Here is a 17,250-nt window from a genome sequence, read left to right on the forward strand (position 1 = left end):
TAACCCATCCAACAGACTTTTGGCTTTTAAAAGCCTACAAAAGGTGCTTCAACTGAATTGTAGTTTTTTCGGTATTTCTTCATTACTTTGGATTGCTCCAAAAGAGTATTTTTGGATATGTATAACCAATCCATCGATTGATATACTAGCATGACGTTCTACACAATCTTCACAATACATAGGGAGGAGCTAATCTCAATTATCCATTCCTGTACGGAATAGAAAGAAGGAAGTTGACATGAAACAACTAGTTGAAGAAAATCTCCAATCGGTAAGACGGCAAATCGCATTGGCTTGTCAGGCTTCAGGGCGTGACATAACGGAAATTACATTGCTGCTCGCCACCAAAACGGTTCCGTTAGAGAAATTACAAATGGCTATTCAAGCAGGTGAGGTGCTGTTCGGAGAGAACAAAGCTCAAGAACTTCGGGACAAATTTCCACTTATGGAACAAAACAAACAGGTAGAATGGCATTTTATCGGACATCTACAAACAAACAAAGTAAAGGACGTTGTTAAATATGTTACGCTCATTCATTCCGTAGATCGTCTGAAACTGGGTCAGGCGTTACATAACCAGCTTCTTAAAGAGAATAAGACTCTAGACATTCTGGTGCAAATTAACACGTCCTACGAGGAAAGTAAGTTTGGTGCCTCTCCAGAAACAGCTGTCGAGCTTGTAGAGCAGTTAACTCAATTCGAAACGTTGAATGTGAAAGGTTTAATGACCATTGGAAAACTGAATGCAACGAATGAAGAAACACGGCACTGTTTTCGTTTGTTAAACCGTATTCGCACTCAAATTAAAGAGAAAAACATTCCGCGTGTAGAAATGGATATTCTATCGATGGGCATGTCCGGTGACTTCCAGGTCGCCATTGAAGAAGGAGCTACAATGATACGTGTAGGAACAAGTGTATTTGGCCCTCGGTATGTACCAGACGAATATTACTGGAATGAAAATACACGCATCGATGATTAAGTGAGAGGTCGTGTTAAATATGAAGACAGCATCCCCTTCGTTACGTGGTCGCGATCTGATCTCACCGGTGATCGCGGCTTTAATATCCGTCATTGTGAATTACGGGGGTACATTTATTCTTGTGTTTCAAGCGGCAAAAGTGGCTGGTTTAAGCCCGGAAATGACAGCATCCTGGATTTGGTCCATCTCGATTGGGGTCGGAATAACGGGGATTTGGCTCAGTTATCGATACAAGGAACCGATTATTACAGCCTGGTCTACACCGGGTGTGGCATTTCTTGTTTCGGCATTAGCGGTGACCCCTTATCCAGAAGCTATCGGCGCTTACACGATTTCAGCAGTCGGATTTATTATTTTAGGGATGTCAGGCATGTTTGAACGTTTTGTTCGACTTATTCCCCCAGGCATCGCTTCCGGATTGTTGGCAGGTATTTTGCTACAGTTTGGAATATCGGCCTTTGGAGGGGCGAAGCTTGATCCTTTGCTTGTTACTGTGCTGTTTGCAGCCTACATCGTGCTAAGAAGGTTTACTTCCCGTTACGCCATTGTTGGCATATTGGCAGTAGGTTTGATTTATTTGATCTGCATGGGAAAAACGGACTTCAGTACGATCCAATTGGCGGTCGCTTCGCCTGTATTGGTTGTTCCATCGTTTTCGTTAAATGCTTTACTTGGCGTTGCACTGCCGCTATTCATTATCACCCTGACAGGGCAGTATATGCCCGGAATGCTTGTTCTGCGTAACGATGGATTCAAGACAAGTGCCAATCCCATTTTGACGGTAACCGGTTTTGGATCACTGCTTGCAGCACCATTCGGCTCGCATGCTTTTAACGTGGCTGCGATTACCGCAGCGATATGTACAGGAAAAGATGCACATGAGGATGCAACAAAACGGTACATAGCAGGTATTGCTTGTGGGATCTTTTATATTTTTGTCGGTATTTTTGGCGTAACATTGGCTGCCCTGTTTTTGATTCTTCCTGCTACCTTTATTGCAACATTAGCCGGACTGGCGTTACTTGGAACCATTGGCGGCAGTCTTGCCAATGCATTAACGGACCCTAAGGGACGTGAAACTGCATTGATTACGTTTTTGGCGACCGCAGCCAACGTGACATTGCTTGGTGTCGGTGGTGCATTTTGGGGACTAGTTGCAGGAATGATGGCCCATCTAGTGATGAATAGTGGAATTTCCAAAAAAAAATTAGGAACGAATAGATAATTTCTATATGGAGAGGAAGATGTACATGAAACATTTGGAGAAGCAAGATCAAGTCATAGGAAATGCTGTCCAGCAAGAGCTTGCAAGGGAGAAGGATACGATAGAGCTGATTGCATCAGAGAATTTTGTAAGTCAAGCTGTGATGGAAGCAACGGGTTCCGTATTGACCAATAAATATGCGGAGGGGTATCCGGGCAGAAGATATTATGGCGGGTGTGAGCATGTCGATACCGTCGAAGAGATAGCGAATCGTCGCCTTAAAGCACTTTTTGGAGCTGAACATGCAAATGTGCAACCTCACTCCGGTTCTCAGGCCAACATGGCTGTATATTTTGCCTCGGTTGAGATTGGTGACACGATCCTTGGCATGAATTTATCCCAGGGTGGTCATCTAACACACGGAAGTCTCGTTAATTTTTCGGGGAGATTTTATAATTTTGTTTCATATGGTGTTGATGCACAAACAGGCCGAATTGACTTTGATGAAGTACGCAAACTGGCTTATAAGTATCGTCCACGCATGATTGTTGCAGGTGGAAGTGCCTACCCAAGAACCATCGAGTTTGAATTATTCGCCCAAATTGCCGCCGAAGTGGGAGCACTTTTCTTTGTAGATATGGCGCATATAGCCGGAATAGTCGCAGCAGGTTTACATCCTAATCCGATACCGCATGCTCATTTTGTCTCAACCACCACGCACAAGACTTTGCGAGGACCCCGAGGGGGAGCCATTTTGTGCCGGGAGTCGTGGGCACAGGCGATTGACAAAGCTGTATTCCCAGGAACCCAGGGCGGGCCATTCATGCATGTGATAGCAGGAAAGGCGGTGGCCTTAGGTGAGGCGTTGCAATCCGATTTCACCACATATATTGAACGAGTTCTGAATAACGCCAACGTACTGGCAGAAACTTTAAGCAATGAAGGACTCAACCTTGTATCGGGTGGGACAGATAATCATATCGTGTTGGTTGACTTACGAACTATGGGCCTCACAGGCAAAGAAGCCGAAGCTTTACTTGATGAAGTAGGGATTACGGCGAATAAAAATGCAATCCCTCACGATACGGCAAGTCCTTTGGTTACGAGTGGTATCCGTTTTGGAACACCGGCTATGACGACCAGAGGTCTTGGAGCCAGAGAAATGAAAGAGATTGCTCATCTTATCGGGCTTGCCTTCAAGAATCCAAAGAACTCGGATGTCAAAAAACAAATATTAGGAAGTGTTCGCGAAATCGCTTCGCAATTCCCTTTATATGAAGGGCTTGAATAGTTTACGAGCAGACACATATGTAGCCTGCAATTGATCCTGATGGATTACAATTGCAGGCTTTTAATGTTACTTGCTTAGATTGAAAACTTATTTTTTTGGAATAGAAGAGATATACCATTAGTGGTTTAAGACACGCCCTAGTAGGCTATCCCAACACGAGAGTGTACATACTCATCAGACATTACTTGCTGATAAGCACACTCCGCCGTATCAATTACAGAAATTGAAGTTCCACCGTCAGGCAAGTAGTCGCGCTCAACCCGATACTTACCAAGAGATTCTCCATCATATAAGTAGGTAGGGCACACGATCGTCCATTCTAGCTCTGAGACCTTGAGAATGTTGTACATCTCCAGATGCTCTTCAGCTGCGCGTGTTGACTTACGTCTGGATTCGGAGGATTGAAAACGAAACAAGCCAGGATCAGTACGACTTTCCAATATGCCAGCTGTACCGATGGTAATGATTCTTTTGATATGCTCCTGAGTCATGGCCTCAACAATCAATCTCGTGGATTGCGATAATGTAGTTGTTCCATCTGTGCCCAGGGCACTAACAACGAGATCAGCACCCTGAATGGCATGATGAATATCTTCTTTCGCTAATGCGTTTCCTTGATGCAGAACGAAAATTATCATCGTTGATTTGTACCTTTTCCGGGCTTCTAACCAGTGCAGTTACATGATGATTGGAACGCAGGGCATTAGAGACGAAATGACTTCCAACCCGTCCTGTGGCTCCTAACACTAAAATTTTCATTACAAAAAAACATCCTTTCAATACGATTGGAGAGCATGTTCTCCTTCATCGTACAATCTTTGCAAATCGATGTATGCCTTCCTCAATCTGATCCTCATCCACTTTGGCAAAACCTAATATCCATCCTTTTCGCTGACTCTCCAAGCAATATCTACTAAGCGGATACACACGCACACCTTGATCAAGAACAGCATTCGTCAGCGCTTCTTCGTCAAATGACGTTTCAGATTCCAGAAGCATATGTAATCCCGTCTCCACACCACTTAATGTAAATCGTGAGCCTAGCCCAGAAGCAACAATGGCTTTGGTCATGACTTCGTGTCTGCGTCGATAGATGTTCCGAACTCTTCTCATATGGCGCATAAAATGACCACGCTCAATAAAATAAGTTAGCGTTAATTGTTCCATAATCGGCAGATGGCGATAGGTTAATTCATGAACTTGGGTAAGGCGATCGATGGCTATTTTGGGGCCGATAATAGCGGATAGGCGAATGCCAGGTGCGACCATTTTGGAAAAACTCATCATATAAAGCGTATTCTGAGGTTGCTGACTGAATATGGTCGGCAGTGGATCTCCGCGGTACCTAAATTCGCTATCGTAGTCATCCTCAACAATCCAATATCGATGATGAGCTGCCATGTGCATTAATTGTTGCCTGCGTGGCTCTGACATAATAACACCAGCTGCACATTGATGAGAAGGTGTGACATATACGAGTTTCGTCTGTGGGTGAATTCGATCTACACATAATCCATACTCATCGACTGGAACGGAGTCGACATGCATCCGGCGATACTTCATCGCCATCCAAGCGGCAGGGAAGCCGGGATCTTCTACGGTAACTCTATCTCCCTCACTCAAGAGTGCCTGGGCAATTAAATCAATACTATGTTGTGCACCTGAGGTTAACAAGATTTGATCCACATCGATATGAATGCCTCGTTCAAGTGACAAATAACGCTGAATCTGCTCTCTTAACGCCAGTAACCCTCTGGCATCACCGTAAGCCCAAAGATCCAGATTGGGTTCAGTGGAAGCTTGTAAAAAAGATTGTCTCCAGGATTTTGTGAAATGTTCATCCAGATAAGGCTCGTGGGGATTAAAATCAATCTCGATCTTGCGACGGTCTCTATTGCCGAACCAACTATGCAGATGACCAATCGATTCGGTTAGTGCAGGTAGTTCGGGAGGAATTGGTCCTTGGATCGTGGTTTCTTCTGATGAACGAGGTGCATATGTCCAATCACTTACCCTTGTCCCGGCCCGACGTGAAGTTACCGTATACCCCCGGCTGAATAGTTCCTCGTACACAATCTGTATGGTTGACCGTGAAACACCGATTAATTGAGCGAGTTCACGTGATGGTAGCAACAATTCACCTGGTTGCCATTTCCCGGATGTAATATTATGAATCGCTTGATCCAGAAGTTGCTGCCAGATCGGGCGAGGGTCATTTCGATTCACTTTTAGCATTGATTCAACTCCATTACTCATGCTGAATTATGGATTGCATCTACCTATGTAAGTTTGGGTGTTATTAGCAATCCACTGATTGATATAATATCACGGCAAAAGTCCAATCTGCAAACCATATCAAGCGAAATTAAAGCCTTTATTCCCGTGTGTCGAAACTATTTCGGTCGCTATTGTCTGGTTCATACTCGATTCATATTCAAGCCACAGATAGTTCATCTTCTTCGGTTACACTACGGGTGTACTACCACAGAGATTCCCAATTCATAGACTAGACAGGAGAAGATGAGATTGACAAGGAAGAAACGAACAACGATCGCGGCCATAACCTTGGTGTTTGCGATGATGTCCCCAATGTCGGCCATGGCCACACCCGCTACCAGTGATGGTGGTAATTCTACTTATGATCTGACTAAAAAGACAGTAAGCGCTAAGGCAGAGGTACTCACTGAATCATACGCTACGACAAGTGTGCAGTACGCACTGATGGATGAGGGCAAGATTGTGATCTCCGGTCAGGCAGGCAAAAATGATCTGAAAAACAACATTCCGCTTTCTTCAGATACCATGTATGGCATTGGGTCAACCAGCAAAATGGTGCTCACAACCGCCGTAATGAAGCTCGTTGACCAATGTAAGATCGATCTCGATGAACCTGTCGTGAAGTATATTTCAGACTTTAAAATGAAAGACAAGCGTTACCAACAGATTACACCACGCATGTTACTGAATCATTCATCCGGACTTCTCGGAACGTCAAGTAACAGTGCAATACTGTTTGGAGATAATGATACGTATGCACACGATACGTTACTGGAACAATTGGCGACGCAACATCTGAAGGCCGATCCTGGCGCATACTCGGTGTATAGTAATGACGGTTTTACATTAGCTGAAATTCTGGTTGAGCGGGTCAGCGGCATGAGCTTCACCGCTTTCATGCACCAGTATATAACCGAACCCCTTGGTATGGAGCATACCAAAACACCGCAGGATATTGTGGACCTTAGCCAGATGGCAGCAACATATTCGTCATCGCATGAGGAGCAGCTTCCATTAGAGACTACAAATATGATTGCCTCGGGAGGCATTTATTCCACCGCTGAAGATCTGGTTCAGTTCTCGAAAATCTTTACAGGTGAGGTTGAAGGTGTTCTTTCGGAGGAATCCGTAGAGGCCATGGAGCAAGCAGAATACAAGAGAGGCATGTGGCCGGAAGAGGGCGATTCGTCTATTGGTTATGGCCTGGGCTGGGACAGCGTGAACCTGTTTCCTTTTAATGATTATGGCATCCAGGCCGTAAGCAAAGGCGGCAATACGATAACCTATCATTCCTCATTAATTGTGTTACCGGAATACAATATGGCTGCTGCCGTAACCTCTTCGGGCGGTCACAGCTCAACGGATCAATTGCTGGCAACGGAACTGTTGCTTGGCGCGCTTGAGGAGAAAAATATTATTCCAGAGCGTATGCCGGAGAAGTCACATGGTACACCAGTGAAAGCAATCATGCCAAATGAACTTTCACAGCATACAGGTATGTATGGCGGTGGTGCAAACATGTTATTGAACTTGGAAGTGAAGAATGACGGACAATTGACAATATCTAATCTGTCGTCTCCTAACAGTCCTGAACAGACCTATACGTACACCGCTGATGGCTCATTTGTTAATGACGCGGGAACGGAAAAGTTGAAATTCGTTCGGGAAGTCAACGGAAACACATACTTGTGGTCTCACTCGTATCAGTCGGTTCCTGGACTTGGTCAAGTTGCTTCTTCGGAATATAAGGCAGAAAAGCTTGAAACCAATGAATTATCTGCAGAAGCAAAGGCCGCATGGCAAAAACGGGAAGGCAAAGCATACGTGTTGGTTAATGAAAAATACACATCAACACTGTACAACACAGCGATGCCGATGATTCCCATCCATACTTTTAATGAGCTTCCTGGTTATATCTACACCAATAAAATTATTAGAGCTAACCAAGCCGTGAATCAATTGCAAATTCCTGGATTAGCGGGACGTGACACGATGGAGTTCAATTTCTATGAGGAAAATGGCGTGGAATACGTTACAGCTGGAGGCAACGTATATGCTGCTCAAGAAATTATTAAACCGATCTATGCAGGAAGACATTCGAAGACAACGATTCAAGCGAATGGGCGTGCCACATGGTTTTCGATTCCGGCATCAGCCGCCGGCAAAATAATGTCAGTCAAGATGTCTTCAAACAGCGGGTTTGCTGTATACGACCAATCTGGCGTAGGCATAAATCATACGGTGGTCAGTGGACAAAATGAAATGGTATTGCCTGAGAATGGAACCATCGTATTTGCGGGTGAGGCTGGTTCGAAGTTCGAGATTGTATTGACAACCAAAGAAAATTAATAGATGATAAAAAACTGTACAACAAAAAGTCGCGGATATCGCGGCTTTTTTGAGTTTTAAATTTTAAATAATACGTTTTAAAGTAAATGTACCTTTTTCAGATTCGCGATGTAATATTGGGTTTCGTAAAGCTTACCTAAAGGGTAAGTATGAAGAGGGCTTTTTACTGTTTGGAAAAAAATGATGGAGGAAAATGTTGCAAGTGGAAAGGCCAAGCATTGATTGTTAATATACAGTAAATAATAACAATCAAATGGGCAGAAGATCGACAAAAAGGTTAACAGCAATACCGATTCTACAGAAAATAATGATTATTCGGACAACCGAGACGGGGAGGACACATGAAAAAAACGAAGATCTCATTTTTTATACTTTCACTGATGCTGCTCCTGGTGAGCGGTCTATCAGGGTGGGTTGGGAACGCTGCTGCAGCACCCGATTCAGGTAAAACCTATATTATTGGAACTGATGTCACATTTGCTCCATTCGAATATGAAGATGAGAATGGTGATTTTGTTGGTATCGATATGGACTTGCTGGATGCCATCGCCAAAGACCAAAATTTCAAGTATCAAATCAAAGCTCTGGGGTTCAATGCAGCTGTACAGGCACTTGAAGCCAATCAGGTTGATGGTGTCATTGCAGGAATGAGTATTACGGATGAAAGAAAAGCAAAATTTGATTTTTCTGATACTTATTTTGAATCAGGTGTCGTTATGGGTGTTAGTGCCAACAATGACACAATCAAAAGTTATGAAGACCTTCGTGGACAAAAGGTAGCTGTAAAAACCGGAACAGAAGGGTATAGTTTTGCAGAGTCCATTGCTTCGGAGTATGGATTTACGATCGTTCCGTTTGATGAGTCCTATCAAATGTATGAAGATGTAAAAACTGGTAATTCCGTAGCCTGCTTTGAAGATTATCCTGTGCTGGCTTATGGCGTCAATCAGAATAACGGATTGAAAATTGTTACAAAAAAAGAAGAAGGGGCTCCTTATGGATTTGCAGTAAGCAAAGGGAAAAACCAGGAGCTTCTGGAGATGTTTAATACAGGTCTCGCCAATATCAAAGCTAATGGTGAATATAAGCGCATTACCGAGACATATCTTGGTGAGAACGCTCCGACTGTTGCTAATCAGAGTCGCTGGGAGCTCATTCAGAAATCTCTTCCTGCCTTATTTAAAGGTCTGGGGAACACACTTATATATACGATTGTGTCCCTGTTCTTCGCGTTTATCATTGGTTTGATATTCGGATTCATGAAGGTGGGACAGAACAAATTCCTTCGTGGTGTTGCCACCGTATTTGTGGATATCTTCCGAGGCATTCCGCTGATTGTCCTGGCATTCTTTATCTATTTCGGGATTCCACAGGCGATGGGCTTCACGATGCCATTGTTCCTGGCGGCTATTCTGACACTTAGTCTGAATGCAGGGGCGTACGTAACCGAAATTATCCGAGGCGGGATTCAATCGATCGATCGTGGTCAGATGGAAGCTGCCCGTTCATTGGGACTTCCTTATCGCAAAGCGATGATAAAGATTGTCATTCCGCAGGCAGTGCGGGTTATGATTCCGTCCTTCATTAACCAGATGGTTATCACGTTGAAAGATACGTCAATCTTGTCCGTTATTGGTCTCGTAGAGTTGACACAATCGGGTAAAATTGTTATTGCAAGAACGTTCTCCTCTTTTGACATTTGGTTAACGGTTGCGGTTATGTACCTGATTGTTATCATCACACTGACCAAAATTGCTGATTATCTGGAGGTGAAGGTTCGTCGTGGCTAAAATTAAAGTTGAAGGTTTGCAGAAGAGTTTCGGCACGAATCAGGTCCTGAAGGGCATTGATGTGGCGGTCAACGAAGGAGAAGTCGTTTGTGTCATCGGGCCTTCCGGTTCAGGAAAAAGTACCTTCTTGCGTTGCATCAACCAACTGGAAGAGATTACAGCTGGTCGAGTTATTGTAGATGATCAGGATCTCAATGATCCTAAAACCAACATTAACAAAGCGCGTGAAAATATCGGCATGGTATTTCAACATTTTAACTTATTTCCTCATTTTAGTGTCTTGAAAAATATAATGTTTGCGCCAAGAGAGTTAGGGGTTTTAAACGCAGAGGAGGCTCGAAAAACAGGCCTTAGCCTTCTGGATCGTGTCGGGTTGTCTGATAAAGCGGATAGTTTCCCTAGTCAACTCTCGGGGGGGCAAAAACAACGGGTTGCTATCGCTCGTGCACTTGCCATGAATCCGGATGTGATGTTATTTGATGAACCGACCTCGGCGCTTGACCCTGAAATGGTAGGAGAAGTCCTTGGGGTTATGAAAGATCTTGCGAGCGAGGGCATGACGATGATTATTGTTACTCATGAGATGGGTTTTGCGCGTGAAGTGGCTGATCGTGTGATCTTCATGGACGGTGGTTACATTGTCGAGCAGGGGACCCCTGAAGAGATATTTGGAAATCCAAAAAATGAACGGACGATCAGCTTTTTGGAAAAGGTACTCTAGAACTGAATCAAACAATGGATACAAGTAATACAAAAAAGGTCGCTATTTAAGCGGCTTTTTTTGTTATATTTATTAGGTGATTTAATAGGTAGCGCTCCTTTCTTGAAAGACCAACCAACTAAGCGAAGAAAGAGAGGTTAGTAATCCGTGGAAAACGTTTCCCAAGAGGAACAATTGGAATCCATTAAAGCCTTTCAATCCACTATCCTCAAATCGGAAAATGCCTTAGTGAATATGACTCAGAAAAGTAATAACACGACATTGTTACAGAAACGCCTCCAAGCTTTTTACATCGGTCTAGCACTGTTGGATAAACACTGGAATCAAAAAGCTCATTCATACACCAAGGAAGATATGACAGAAGCCCGTCTTGTCTTGATTGGATTGTTCCCATCCCTTGAGAACATGTATGCCAAGTCCAAAGAAGGTAGCCCTCAAAAGACTCTACTGGAAAGAAGAATAAAAGCATTCCGTCTAGCTGTTCAAGCCATACACATATGTCTATCGAATGGAGACTGATCATGGGCGAAAAAACGAATGATGCTGGATTACCTCAAGAACGGGGAAATAACTCCATGAATGCATTGGTATATGATACCTACGGAACACCAGAAGTCCTGCGAATAGAAAAAGTACCTATCCCTATGCCGGAGGATCATGAAGTGTTAATTGAGGTCCATGCGACTTCGGTAAACTCCTGGGATTGGGATCTCCTTCGTGGGAAGCCATTCGTTAACCGCATCGGTGCGGCAAGGCAGCCTCGTTATCGAATTCTTGGGGCAGATGTGGCAGGCCGTGTAATTGCGGTTGGAGCTTCTGCTACAAGGTTCAAACCAGGTGACGAGGTGTTCGGAGATCTTTCCGGTTGCGGTTGGGGTGGATTCGCGGAATATGTATGTGCGGCTGAGAATGCCTTGACATTAAAACCTGCGGGTGTCAACTATATGCAGGCAGCAGCTATTCCTCAGGCAGCCGTTCTGGCTTTGCAAGGTCTACGTGATCGGGGAGAGCTGCAAAAGGGGCATCGTGTTCTGATTAATGGCGCCGGTGGCGGAGTCGGAACATTTGCCATCCAATATGCCAAATTGCTTGGGGCTGAGGTGACTGGCGTTGACAGTGCTGAAAAGCTCGATATGTTACTCGCTGTGGGAGCTGACTATGTGTTGGATTATAGGAAAGTGGATTTCACTGCAGTAGGTGTACAATACGACCTGATTCTGGATGTCATCGGAAAGCATTCGGCGTTTGCTTTGAAACGTGCACTAGTTAGCGGAGGCAGGTACGTGATGATCGGAGGCCCAATGCCGCGTATTCTTCTCAATCTGATATGTGCACCGTTCATTGCCAGACTTGAACATAAGAAAATAATGCTTCTCATCCATAAACCGAATCATGGGGATCAAGAGGTATGGAGACAACTTGTTGAATCAGGACAAGTCGCGCCGATTGTTTATCGGGAATATGCATTAAGCGAAGCGGCTCAAGCCATTCGGGATATTGGAGAAGGTCGTGTGAAAGGAAAAGCCGTCGTCTCCATCAAGAAAATGGATTTATGAATAGAAGGACATCATGAAGGTAGTTTAGCAGGAACAGTTGCTGCACTGTTGCTCTCATTAACCCAATCTAATGCATGGTTCCTATTAATTGGGATGGTCTTATTAATACGGTTTATCATGCGCATTCGATATGCGGAAGTGCCGTTTGTGAAACCCGCCATTTTTCAAAATAAAGCATATTCAGCTGGAATGGGAATTGCATTCCTTCTGGTCGCTATCAGTCCTGCCATTCCATTTACTACGCCACAATTGCTCTCGGAAGTACATGGTCTATCTCCAGCATTGACAGGTGTCATTATGTTGCCTTCTGCGCTCGTAGCTGCACTTCTCGGACGCAAAGGTGGAGGAGGTCTGCCTAATGAATGACAGACCTCTCTTTTTCTTATTGAAGCTTAAGAAAACCGATAGAGACGTACACCGTGTGTTGGCACAGTTGTAGTTAAAGAATTCAGTGTAATTTCAGCTGCTTCCCCGCTCCACAATTCAGTACCTTCGGTAATACTGGACAGTCCGATCTTATCAAAAGACAGATCCACGGGAAGGGGGTTCGCTCCTGTGTTAAATACAGCGACGTAAGCGGAACCATTCGCATGTTGGGCAGTCCACACAATAAGATCTTCTTGGCGTAAGGCTTCTCTGGCTCCATAACTCTCGCGATGCATTCGCAGAACCTCACGATTGGTTAGCAGGGACAGCGTCCAGTCATCGTTATCTCGCAGTTCACCACCAAAAATGAGCGGGGAACGGAAGATGCTCCACAGCGACATCATGGTCAACTGCTCGTCAGGCGTGAACCGAGTCCAGCGATCTGCTCCACCACCGTCTACAGAACGGATACCGATATGACCCAAAGGTAACATATCACAGTCTGGCCAGCAGCCTGCTTGGGGAACACCTTGCCACGTCCGGCAGCGGTCGAACATATCCAATAATAGCGGCCAAAGGTCCCAGAAATCATCCGTGACACGCCACATGTTCGCATGTTCGGCTAAGAATTCCGAGTATTCCACCGGAGCAGGCCCAGGAGAGAGACTCAGTACCATCGGTCGGCCGGAGCGCTCAATCGCTTTGGATATCATTTCGATCTCGGGCTGATGGGTATCATACAGCCGGGAAGCGGCAATATCGTCAACCTTCACCAAGTCAACGCCCCATTGTGCATACAGTTCAAAAAGCGAATCGTAATACGCCTGTGCTCCTTCTTTCGAGCTATCGACACCATACATATCTGTATTCCAGGGGCATATGGAGTTTGGATGAGCAATATCACGCGCAGTGGCGGTTGTACCCAGAATCGGAGTACCCGCATGTGCAGCTTGACGTGGAATACCACGCATGATGTGAATGCCAAATTGCAGCCCAAGACTATGGACGTAATCCGCTAAAGGCTTAAATCCCAGTCCATTCGCAGCGGAGGGAAACCGATTCTCGGCAGGCAAAAGCCGCGAATATTCATCCATGATTAGTGGAACGAACGGACGATATTGCGAAGAATTGGCCAAAGGCTCGTACCATTGAATGTCGACTGTAATATAGCTCCAGCCGAAGTCTTTAAGATGTTCTGCCATGTACTCGGCGTTGCCACGAATTTCGTCTTCCGTAACGGCCGCGCCGTAACAATCCCAGCTGTTCCAGCCAAGCGGTGGAGTTGATGCTGCAAGCGTATGATTCATGGGAATGCTCCTTTATGGATTAATTATTGCTCTCGCTCAATTCATCATAATAAAGGATTTTATTAATATCTACAGTAATGTTGAGTGTGAAATAGCAAAATATTGCGGTTAGTCGAAGAACAATTTACGGTACACAAGGCTTTCTCCCCCACTACGAAATTCACCTGGCGTAACCCCAGTTATGCCGCGAAAAGCTTTGATAAAATAACTTCCGCTGGAATACCCGACTTGCTCAGCGATGACTTCTATGCTAAGCGTAGTTCCGCGCAACAATTCCATTGCTTTCTCTGTGCGTAGGCGGGTTAGATAAGCACCTGGCGTCAAGCCCGTACTGGAGGAAAAGCGACGTATAAAGTGATATTTGGAAAGGGAAACATGCTCCGCGAGCTGATCCATACTGATCATCTTGGAGTAGTTGTTTTCTATGTATTCAACGGCTATTTGAATGCTTTCAGACCAATTTTCCCTGTTGCGCAATGTTGTTTTCTGTAATCGAGTCAATTCTGTCATGAACTGATATACGCTCGATGATGCGATCAGAGGATCAGTGATTCTGCCTGCCGCCGCATCAGTCACGATCATACGCAACAGTCGGATGGGTGTACAATCAGCGGGTAAATAGGGAACTTCCCCAGCTTCCCGAAGGAATTTTCGCCAATGGGGCAGAATAAGAGTGGGCCTGAACAGCAGGAACAGAAACGCCCAAGGTTCCTTGGATGCTGAATGATAGTAATAGCGATGTGGCCCTGGAATTTCCGCTAAAAAAGCTTGTCCTGCAGTAACCTGATGAATGCGATTATTCGACTCAAATACACCTTCACCCGAGATTGTATATTGGAATAAAAGGAGAGGGCCGTCCGAACGTTCGAGTCCATCCCAATGATAAGCCGGATCTGTTATTGAATCACTTCCTGCCGCATACAGTACACACAGTTGGAGTTCCTTGTCTTCGGCGAAGCGAAACCCATACGTTCCTCTAGGGATATTCATATCAAGTCTCCTTGTTGCAAATTTTTACTGCGCTCCGCGAATGAAAATATCTACTAATCTTTGGCCCAGTGAAAATTTAGAACCATATTTATGCAGGTTATCTTCGCGGTTACCCATTAACATCATCGTCGAGAAGGTCTCTGCCAGGAAAAACGGATCGTCCATCCGCAGTCTGTTTTCATCCATTGCTCGCTGAAAATGAGTGGCTAACACGTCGTGAATCTGATGCTCCGCGTTGCGTATATCCTGAATTTGAGCTGGTTCAAGAAAAGGCTCAGCTTCTCTGAGCATGGTTTCAATCTCCGCATGCGGATTACCCAGTCTGGCCTCTGCCAGTCGCACAAGCCCCGACTCCAGATTCTCGGCTTGATCGAGCATATGCGAGGTTAACCGGCTCACATTCTGAAGCATCGTTGTAAAGGCAACTTTAAACAGCTCTGGTTTGCTGGTGAAATGATAATAAATGGTTGGTTTTGACACGTTACATGTTTTGCCAATTTGTTGAAGTGTGACTGCTTCGTAGCCATACTCCATGAACAGCTTTGAAGCTGTTTGAATGATGGTTTGCTGAATTGAGATATCGTCATCGCCATGCTTGGGTCTTCCAGGCAATCGTTTGTGTGATTTTTTGGTCATTGGACTTCCCTCCATGAATAGTTTATGACAAATAACGATGGTTAGCAAAATCATCTTGTAATTATACTTACCGGTAAGTATAATTTATAATGAGTTAAATAAAATACATTATCCTCATGACAAGGTGGTTTTAGGGTTGAAGACAGCACAACGTACAAACAAATGGAAAAAGATAATCATTTGGACAATCTTGTCCATCGTTATCATCGTGGCCGGAGCTTTCGTATATCTTAATTCGGTTACGTATAGTCCTTCTGAACGAGCTGAAGCAGCAATGACAAGTGATGCTCAGGTTAATGTCACCAAGATCAAGGATGGTTACCGGTTTGAACCCGCGGGTACTAAGGTAACCGAACCGAATATTATTTTTTATCCGGGCGGTCTGGTTGAACCTGAAAGTTATTCTCCACTTGCCAGACAAATGGCAGAACAGGGGCACCGCGTATATATCGCGAACATGCCAATGAACTTGGCGATTTTCGGTCAAAACAAGGCTGATTCCTTTATCGAGGAACATCCCGATGAATCATTTGTTATTGGAGGCCATTCATTGGGAGGATCATTTGCATCACGATATGCTGCGGAACACAATGAAAAGTTAAAAGGCATCTTTTTCTTGGCATCCTATGCCGATGAAGGCTGTAGCTTGAATAATACGGATGTATCTACTTTACAGATTACAGGTTCCGATGACGGAGTGCTTAACCGGGAATCCTGGGAGAGCGCCAAAGCAAATCTTCCAGAAGACACGACTTATGTGAGTATTGAAGGTGGAAATCACGGTCAATTTGGCTCATACGGCATGCAAAAAGGAGACAATCAGCCAGCTATTCCGGAAGAAGAGCAGTTGGAAGAGGTTGTCCAAGCGTTGGAGAACTGGATGGATAAATTAAAATAATTAATACAAGTGTCGAATGATAATGATTCGTGGTACGATTAAAGTCGCTATTTTAGCGGCAAAGGAAGACAGCAAGAGCAAGAACATCAAAAGGAGAAAAATTATGTTTTTCAGAAAATTTGCTTACACGCTAATGATCATCCTCGCTGCATTATTGTTCCCGGGTTGTGCATCAGAGTCTGTGCTTGATATCGGATCACCTCAAGTATCAGAGTCTGTGCTTGATATCGGATCACCTCAAGTATCAGAGGATATGGGATTTGATGAGGTTGCCAATTATATCTCGGAGCATCATGAACTCCCACCGAATTATATTACCAAGAAAGAGGCCAAGGAATTGGGCTGGGAACCAAATGAAGGGAATCTGCATGAAGTCGCTCCAGGCAAAAGCATCGGCGGCGACGTGTTCAGAAACCGGGAAGGACTACTCCCAAACAAAAAAGGCCGGATATGGTATGAAGCTGATATCAATTACACAGGAGGACGGCGCGGAAGCGACCGAATTCTATACTCGAATGATGGTTTAATCTACCAGACGACAGATCATTACAAGTCATTTGAACAGTTAAAATAAAAGGAGGTCATGATATGAGCAATATTCAGATTGACGGATACAACATTCACAGTAAGGAAGAGTTGCATCAAGTGCTTCAGAACCAGCTTGAGTTAGACGAGAACTACGGAGGCAATTTGGACGCGCTGTGGGATGTATTAACTGGGGCTGTAAGCATGCCGCTTACGGTTCAATGGCTTGGATTCGAGAAAAGCAAAGAAATCCTTGGAGATTACGCTGACCAAGTCATCGAATTGTTGCGGGATGTGGAAGCGGAGATCCAAGGATTTACGTTGGAATTATATTACTGAAAAGTATGTTTGGTGTTAT

At 44.6% G+C, this 17,250-nt stretch carries 16 protein-coding genes and 1 pseudogene; 12 read left to right on the top strand and 5 right to left on the bottom strand.

Going from position 1 to position 17,250, the window contains the following annotated elements:
• The first annotated feature begins 238 nt into the window (after positions 1-238).
• Genes ABTV53_RS13660 through glyA form a run of 3 tightly spaced genes read left to right on the top strand, consistent with a single transcriptional unit; the run spans position 239 to position 3,477 of the window.
• The gene (locus ABTV53_RS13660; RefSeq protein ID WP_421889528.1) at positions 239-982 is read left to right on the top strand and encodes a YggS family pyridoxal phosphate-dependent enzyme; all 744 of its coding nucleotides are present in this window, start codon (positions 239-241) and stop codon (positions 980-982) included.
• A 19-nt stretch (positions 983-1,001) separates the two neighbouring features.
• Positions 1,002-2,207, top strand: a complete 1,206-nt coding sequence (locus tag ABTV53_RS13665) for a benzoate/H(+) symporter BenE family transporter (RefSeq protein ID WP_433753649.1) — start codon at positions 1,002-1,004, stop codon at positions 2,205-2,207.
• A gap of 25 nt (positions 2,208-2,232) precedes the next feature.
• The gene (glyA, locus tag ABTV53_RS13670; RefSeq protein WP_433754194.1) at positions 2,233-3,477 is read left to right on the top strand and encodes a serine hydroxymethyltransferase; all 1,245 of its coding nucleotides are present in this window, start codon (positions 2,233-2,235) and stop codon (positions 3,475-3,477) included.
• A 137-nt stretch (positions 3,478-3,614) separates the two neighbouring features.
• Here glyA and ABTV53_RS13675 read toward each other — a convergent pair.
• Positions 3,615-4,236 (bottom strand): annotated as a pseudogene (locus ABTV53_RS13675) (NAD(P)-dependent oxidoreductase).
• A gap of 45 nt (positions 4,237-4,281) precedes the next feature.
• Positions 4,282-5,712 carry a PLP-dependent aminotransferase family protein gene (locus ABTV53_RS13680; RefSeq protein WP_433753650.1) on the bottom strand — a complete coding sequence of 477 codons (1,431 nt, stop codon included), beginning with the start codon at positions 5,710-5,712 and terminating at the stop codon, positions 4,282-4,284.
• A gap of 285 nt (positions 5,713-5,997) precedes the next feature.
• Between ABTV53_RS13680 and ABTV53_RS13685 the strand changes: the two genes are divergently transcribed.
• From ABTV53_RS13685 to ABTV53_RS13710, 6 genes are all read left to right on the top strand, one after another.
• The gene (locus ABTV53_RS13685) at positions 5,998-8,103 is read left to right on the top strand and encodes a serine hydrolase domain-containing protein (RefSeq protein ID WP_433753652.1); all 2,106 of its coding nucleotides are present in this window, start codon (positions 5,998-6,000) and stop codon (positions 8,101-8,103) included.
• Positions 8,104-8,444: 341 nt separating this feature from the next.
• On the top strand, positions 8,445-9,893 hold the full coding sequence (locus ABTV53_RS13690) for an amino acid ABC transporter substrate-binding protein/permease (protein ID WP_433753654.1): 1,449 nt from the start codon (positions 8,445-8,447) through the stop codon (positions 9,891-9,893).
• Complete coding sequence (locus tag ABTV53_RS13695; RefSeq protein ID WP_433753656.1) at positions 9,886-10,614, top strand: amino acid ABC transporter ATP-binding protein; 729 nt, start codon at positions 9,886-9,888, stop codon at positions 10,612-10,614. The genes ABTV53_RS13690 and ABTV53_RS13695 overlap by 8 nt, the downstream gene beginning before the upstream one ends.
• 147 nt (positions 10,615-10,761) lie before the next feature.
• Complete coding sequence (locus ABTV53_RS13700; protein ID WP_433753658.1) at positions 10,762-11,133, top strand: hypothetical protein; 372 nt, start codon at positions 10,762-10,764, stop codon at positions 11,131-11,133.
• A 2-nt stretch (positions 11,134-11,135) separates the two neighbouring features.
• Positions 11,136-12,170, top strand: coding sequence for an NAD(P)-dependent alcohol dehydrogenase (locus tag ABTV53_RS13705; protein ID WP_433753660.1), 1,035 nt, complete (start codon positions 11,136-11,138; stop codon positions 12,168-12,170).
• A 147-nt stretch (positions 12,171-12,317) separates the two neighbouring features.
• Positions 12,318-12,536 carry a hypothetical protein gene (locus ABTV53_RS13710; protein WP_433753661.1) on the top strand — a complete coding sequence of 73 codons (219 nt, stop codon included), beginning with the start codon at positions 12,318-12,320 and terminating at the stop codon, positions 12,534-12,536.
• Between the two features lie 26 nt (positions 12,537-12,562).
• Here the strand turns inward: ABTV53_RS13710 and ABTV53_RS13715 are convergent, their stop codons facing one another.
• The 3 genes from ABTV53_RS13715 to ABTV53_RS13725 form a co-directional block, all read right to left on the bottom strand.
• A complete protein-coding gene (locus ABTV53_RS13715; RefSeq protein ID WP_433753663.1) occupies positions 12,563-13,843 on the bottom strand; it encodes a glycoside hydrolase family 27 protein in 1,281 nt (426 codons plus the stop codon).
• A 108-nt stretch (positions 13,844-13,951) separates the two neighbouring features.
• Complete coding sequence (locus ABTV53_RS13720; protein ID WP_433753665.1) at positions 13,952-14,833, bottom strand: helix-turn-helix domain-containing protein; 882 nt, start codon at positions 14,831-14,833, stop codon at positions 13,952-13,954.
• Positions 14,834-14,857: 24 nt separating this feature from the next.
• Positions 14,858-15,469 carry a TetR/AcrR family transcriptional regulator gene (locus tag ABTV53_RS13725; RefSeq protein ID WP_433753666.1) on the bottom strand — a complete coding sequence of 204 codons (612 nt, stop codon included), beginning with the start codon at positions 15,467-15,469 and terminating at the stop codon, positions 14,858-14,860.
• Between the two features lie 136 nt (positions 15,470-15,605).
• On the opposite strand from ABTV53_RS13725, the gene ABTV53_RS13730 reads away from it, so the two are divergent.
• The 3 genes from ABTV53_RS13730 (at position 15,606) to ABTV53_RS13740 (ending at position 17,231) form a co-directional block, all read left to right on the top strand.
• Positions 15,606-16,367, top strand: coding sequence for an alpha/beta fold hydrolase (locus ABTV53_RS13730; RefSeq protein ID WP_433753668.1), 762 nt, complete (start codon positions 15,606-15,608; stop codon positions 16,365-16,367).
• Positions 16,368-16,470: 103 nt separating this feature from the next.
• Entirely contained in the window at positions 16,471-16,941 is a 471-nt protein-coding gene (locus ABTV53_RS13735) for a ribonuclease domain-containing protein (RefSeq protein ID WP_433753670.1), read from the top strand.
• A 14-nt stretch (positions 16,942-16,955) separates the two neighbouring features.
• The gene (locus ABTV53_RS13740) at positions 16,956-17,231 is read left to right on the top strand and encodes a barstar family protein (protein ID WP_433753672.1); all 276 of its coding nucleotides are present in this window, start codon (positions 16,956-16,958) and stop codon (positions 17,229-17,231) included.
• Positions 17,232-17,250 lie beyond the last annotated feature (19 nt).

Origin of the sequence: Paenibacillus amylolyticus (genome assembly GCF_050990605.1) — a bacterium.
Lineage (GTDB): Bacteria > Bacillota > Bacilli > Paenibacillales > Paenibacillaceae > Paenibacillus > Paenibacillus amylolyticus_H.

Coding starts and splice junctions, on each gene's coding strand:
- ABTV53_RS13660 (WP_421889528.1), top strand. CDS start 239: ATGAAACAACTAGTTGAAGAAAATCTCCAATCGGTAAGACGGCAAATC.
- ABTV53_RS13665 (WP_433753649.1), top strand. CDS start 1,002: ATGAAGACAGCATCCCCTTCGTTACGTGGTCGCGATCTGATCTCACCG.
- glyA (WP_433754194.1), top strand. CDS start 2,233: ATGAAACATTTGGAGAAGCAAGATCAAGTCATAGGAAATGCTGTCCAG.
- ABTV53_RS13680 (WP_433753650.1), bottom strand. CDS start 5,712: ATGCTAAAAGTGAATCGAAATGACCCTCGCCCGATCTGGCAGCAACTT.
- ABTV53_RS13685 (WP_433753652.1), top strand. CDS start 5,998: ATGAGATTGACAAGGAAGAAACGAACAACGATCGCGGCCATAACCTTG.
- ABTV53_RS13690 (WP_433753654.1), top strand. CDS start 8,445: ATGAAAAAAACGAAGATCTCATTTTTTATACTTTCACTGATGCTGCTC.
- ABTV53_RS13705 (WP_433753660.1), top strand. CDS start 11,136: ATGGGCGAAAAAACGAATGATGCTGGATTACCTCAAGAACGGGGAAAT.
- ABTV53_RS13715 (WP_433753663.1), bottom strand. CDS start 13,843: ATGAATCATACGCTTGCAGCATCAACTCCACCGCTTGGCTGGAACAGC.
- ABTV53_RS13720 (WP_433753665.1), bottom strand. CDS start 14,833: ATGAATATCCCTAGAGGAACGTATGGGTTTCGCTTCGCCGAAGACAAG.
- ABTV53_RS13725 (WP_433753666.1), bottom strand. CDS start 15,469: ATGACCAAAAAATCACACAAACGATTGCCTGGAAGACCCAAGCATGGC.
- ABTV53_RS13735 (WP_433753670.1), top strand. CDS start 16,471: ATGTTTTTCAGAAAATTTGCTTACACGCTAATGATCATCCTCGCTGCA.
- ABTV53_RS13740 (WP_433753672.1), top strand. CDS start 16,956: ATGAGCAATATTCAGATTGACGGATACAACATTCACAGTAAGGAAGAG.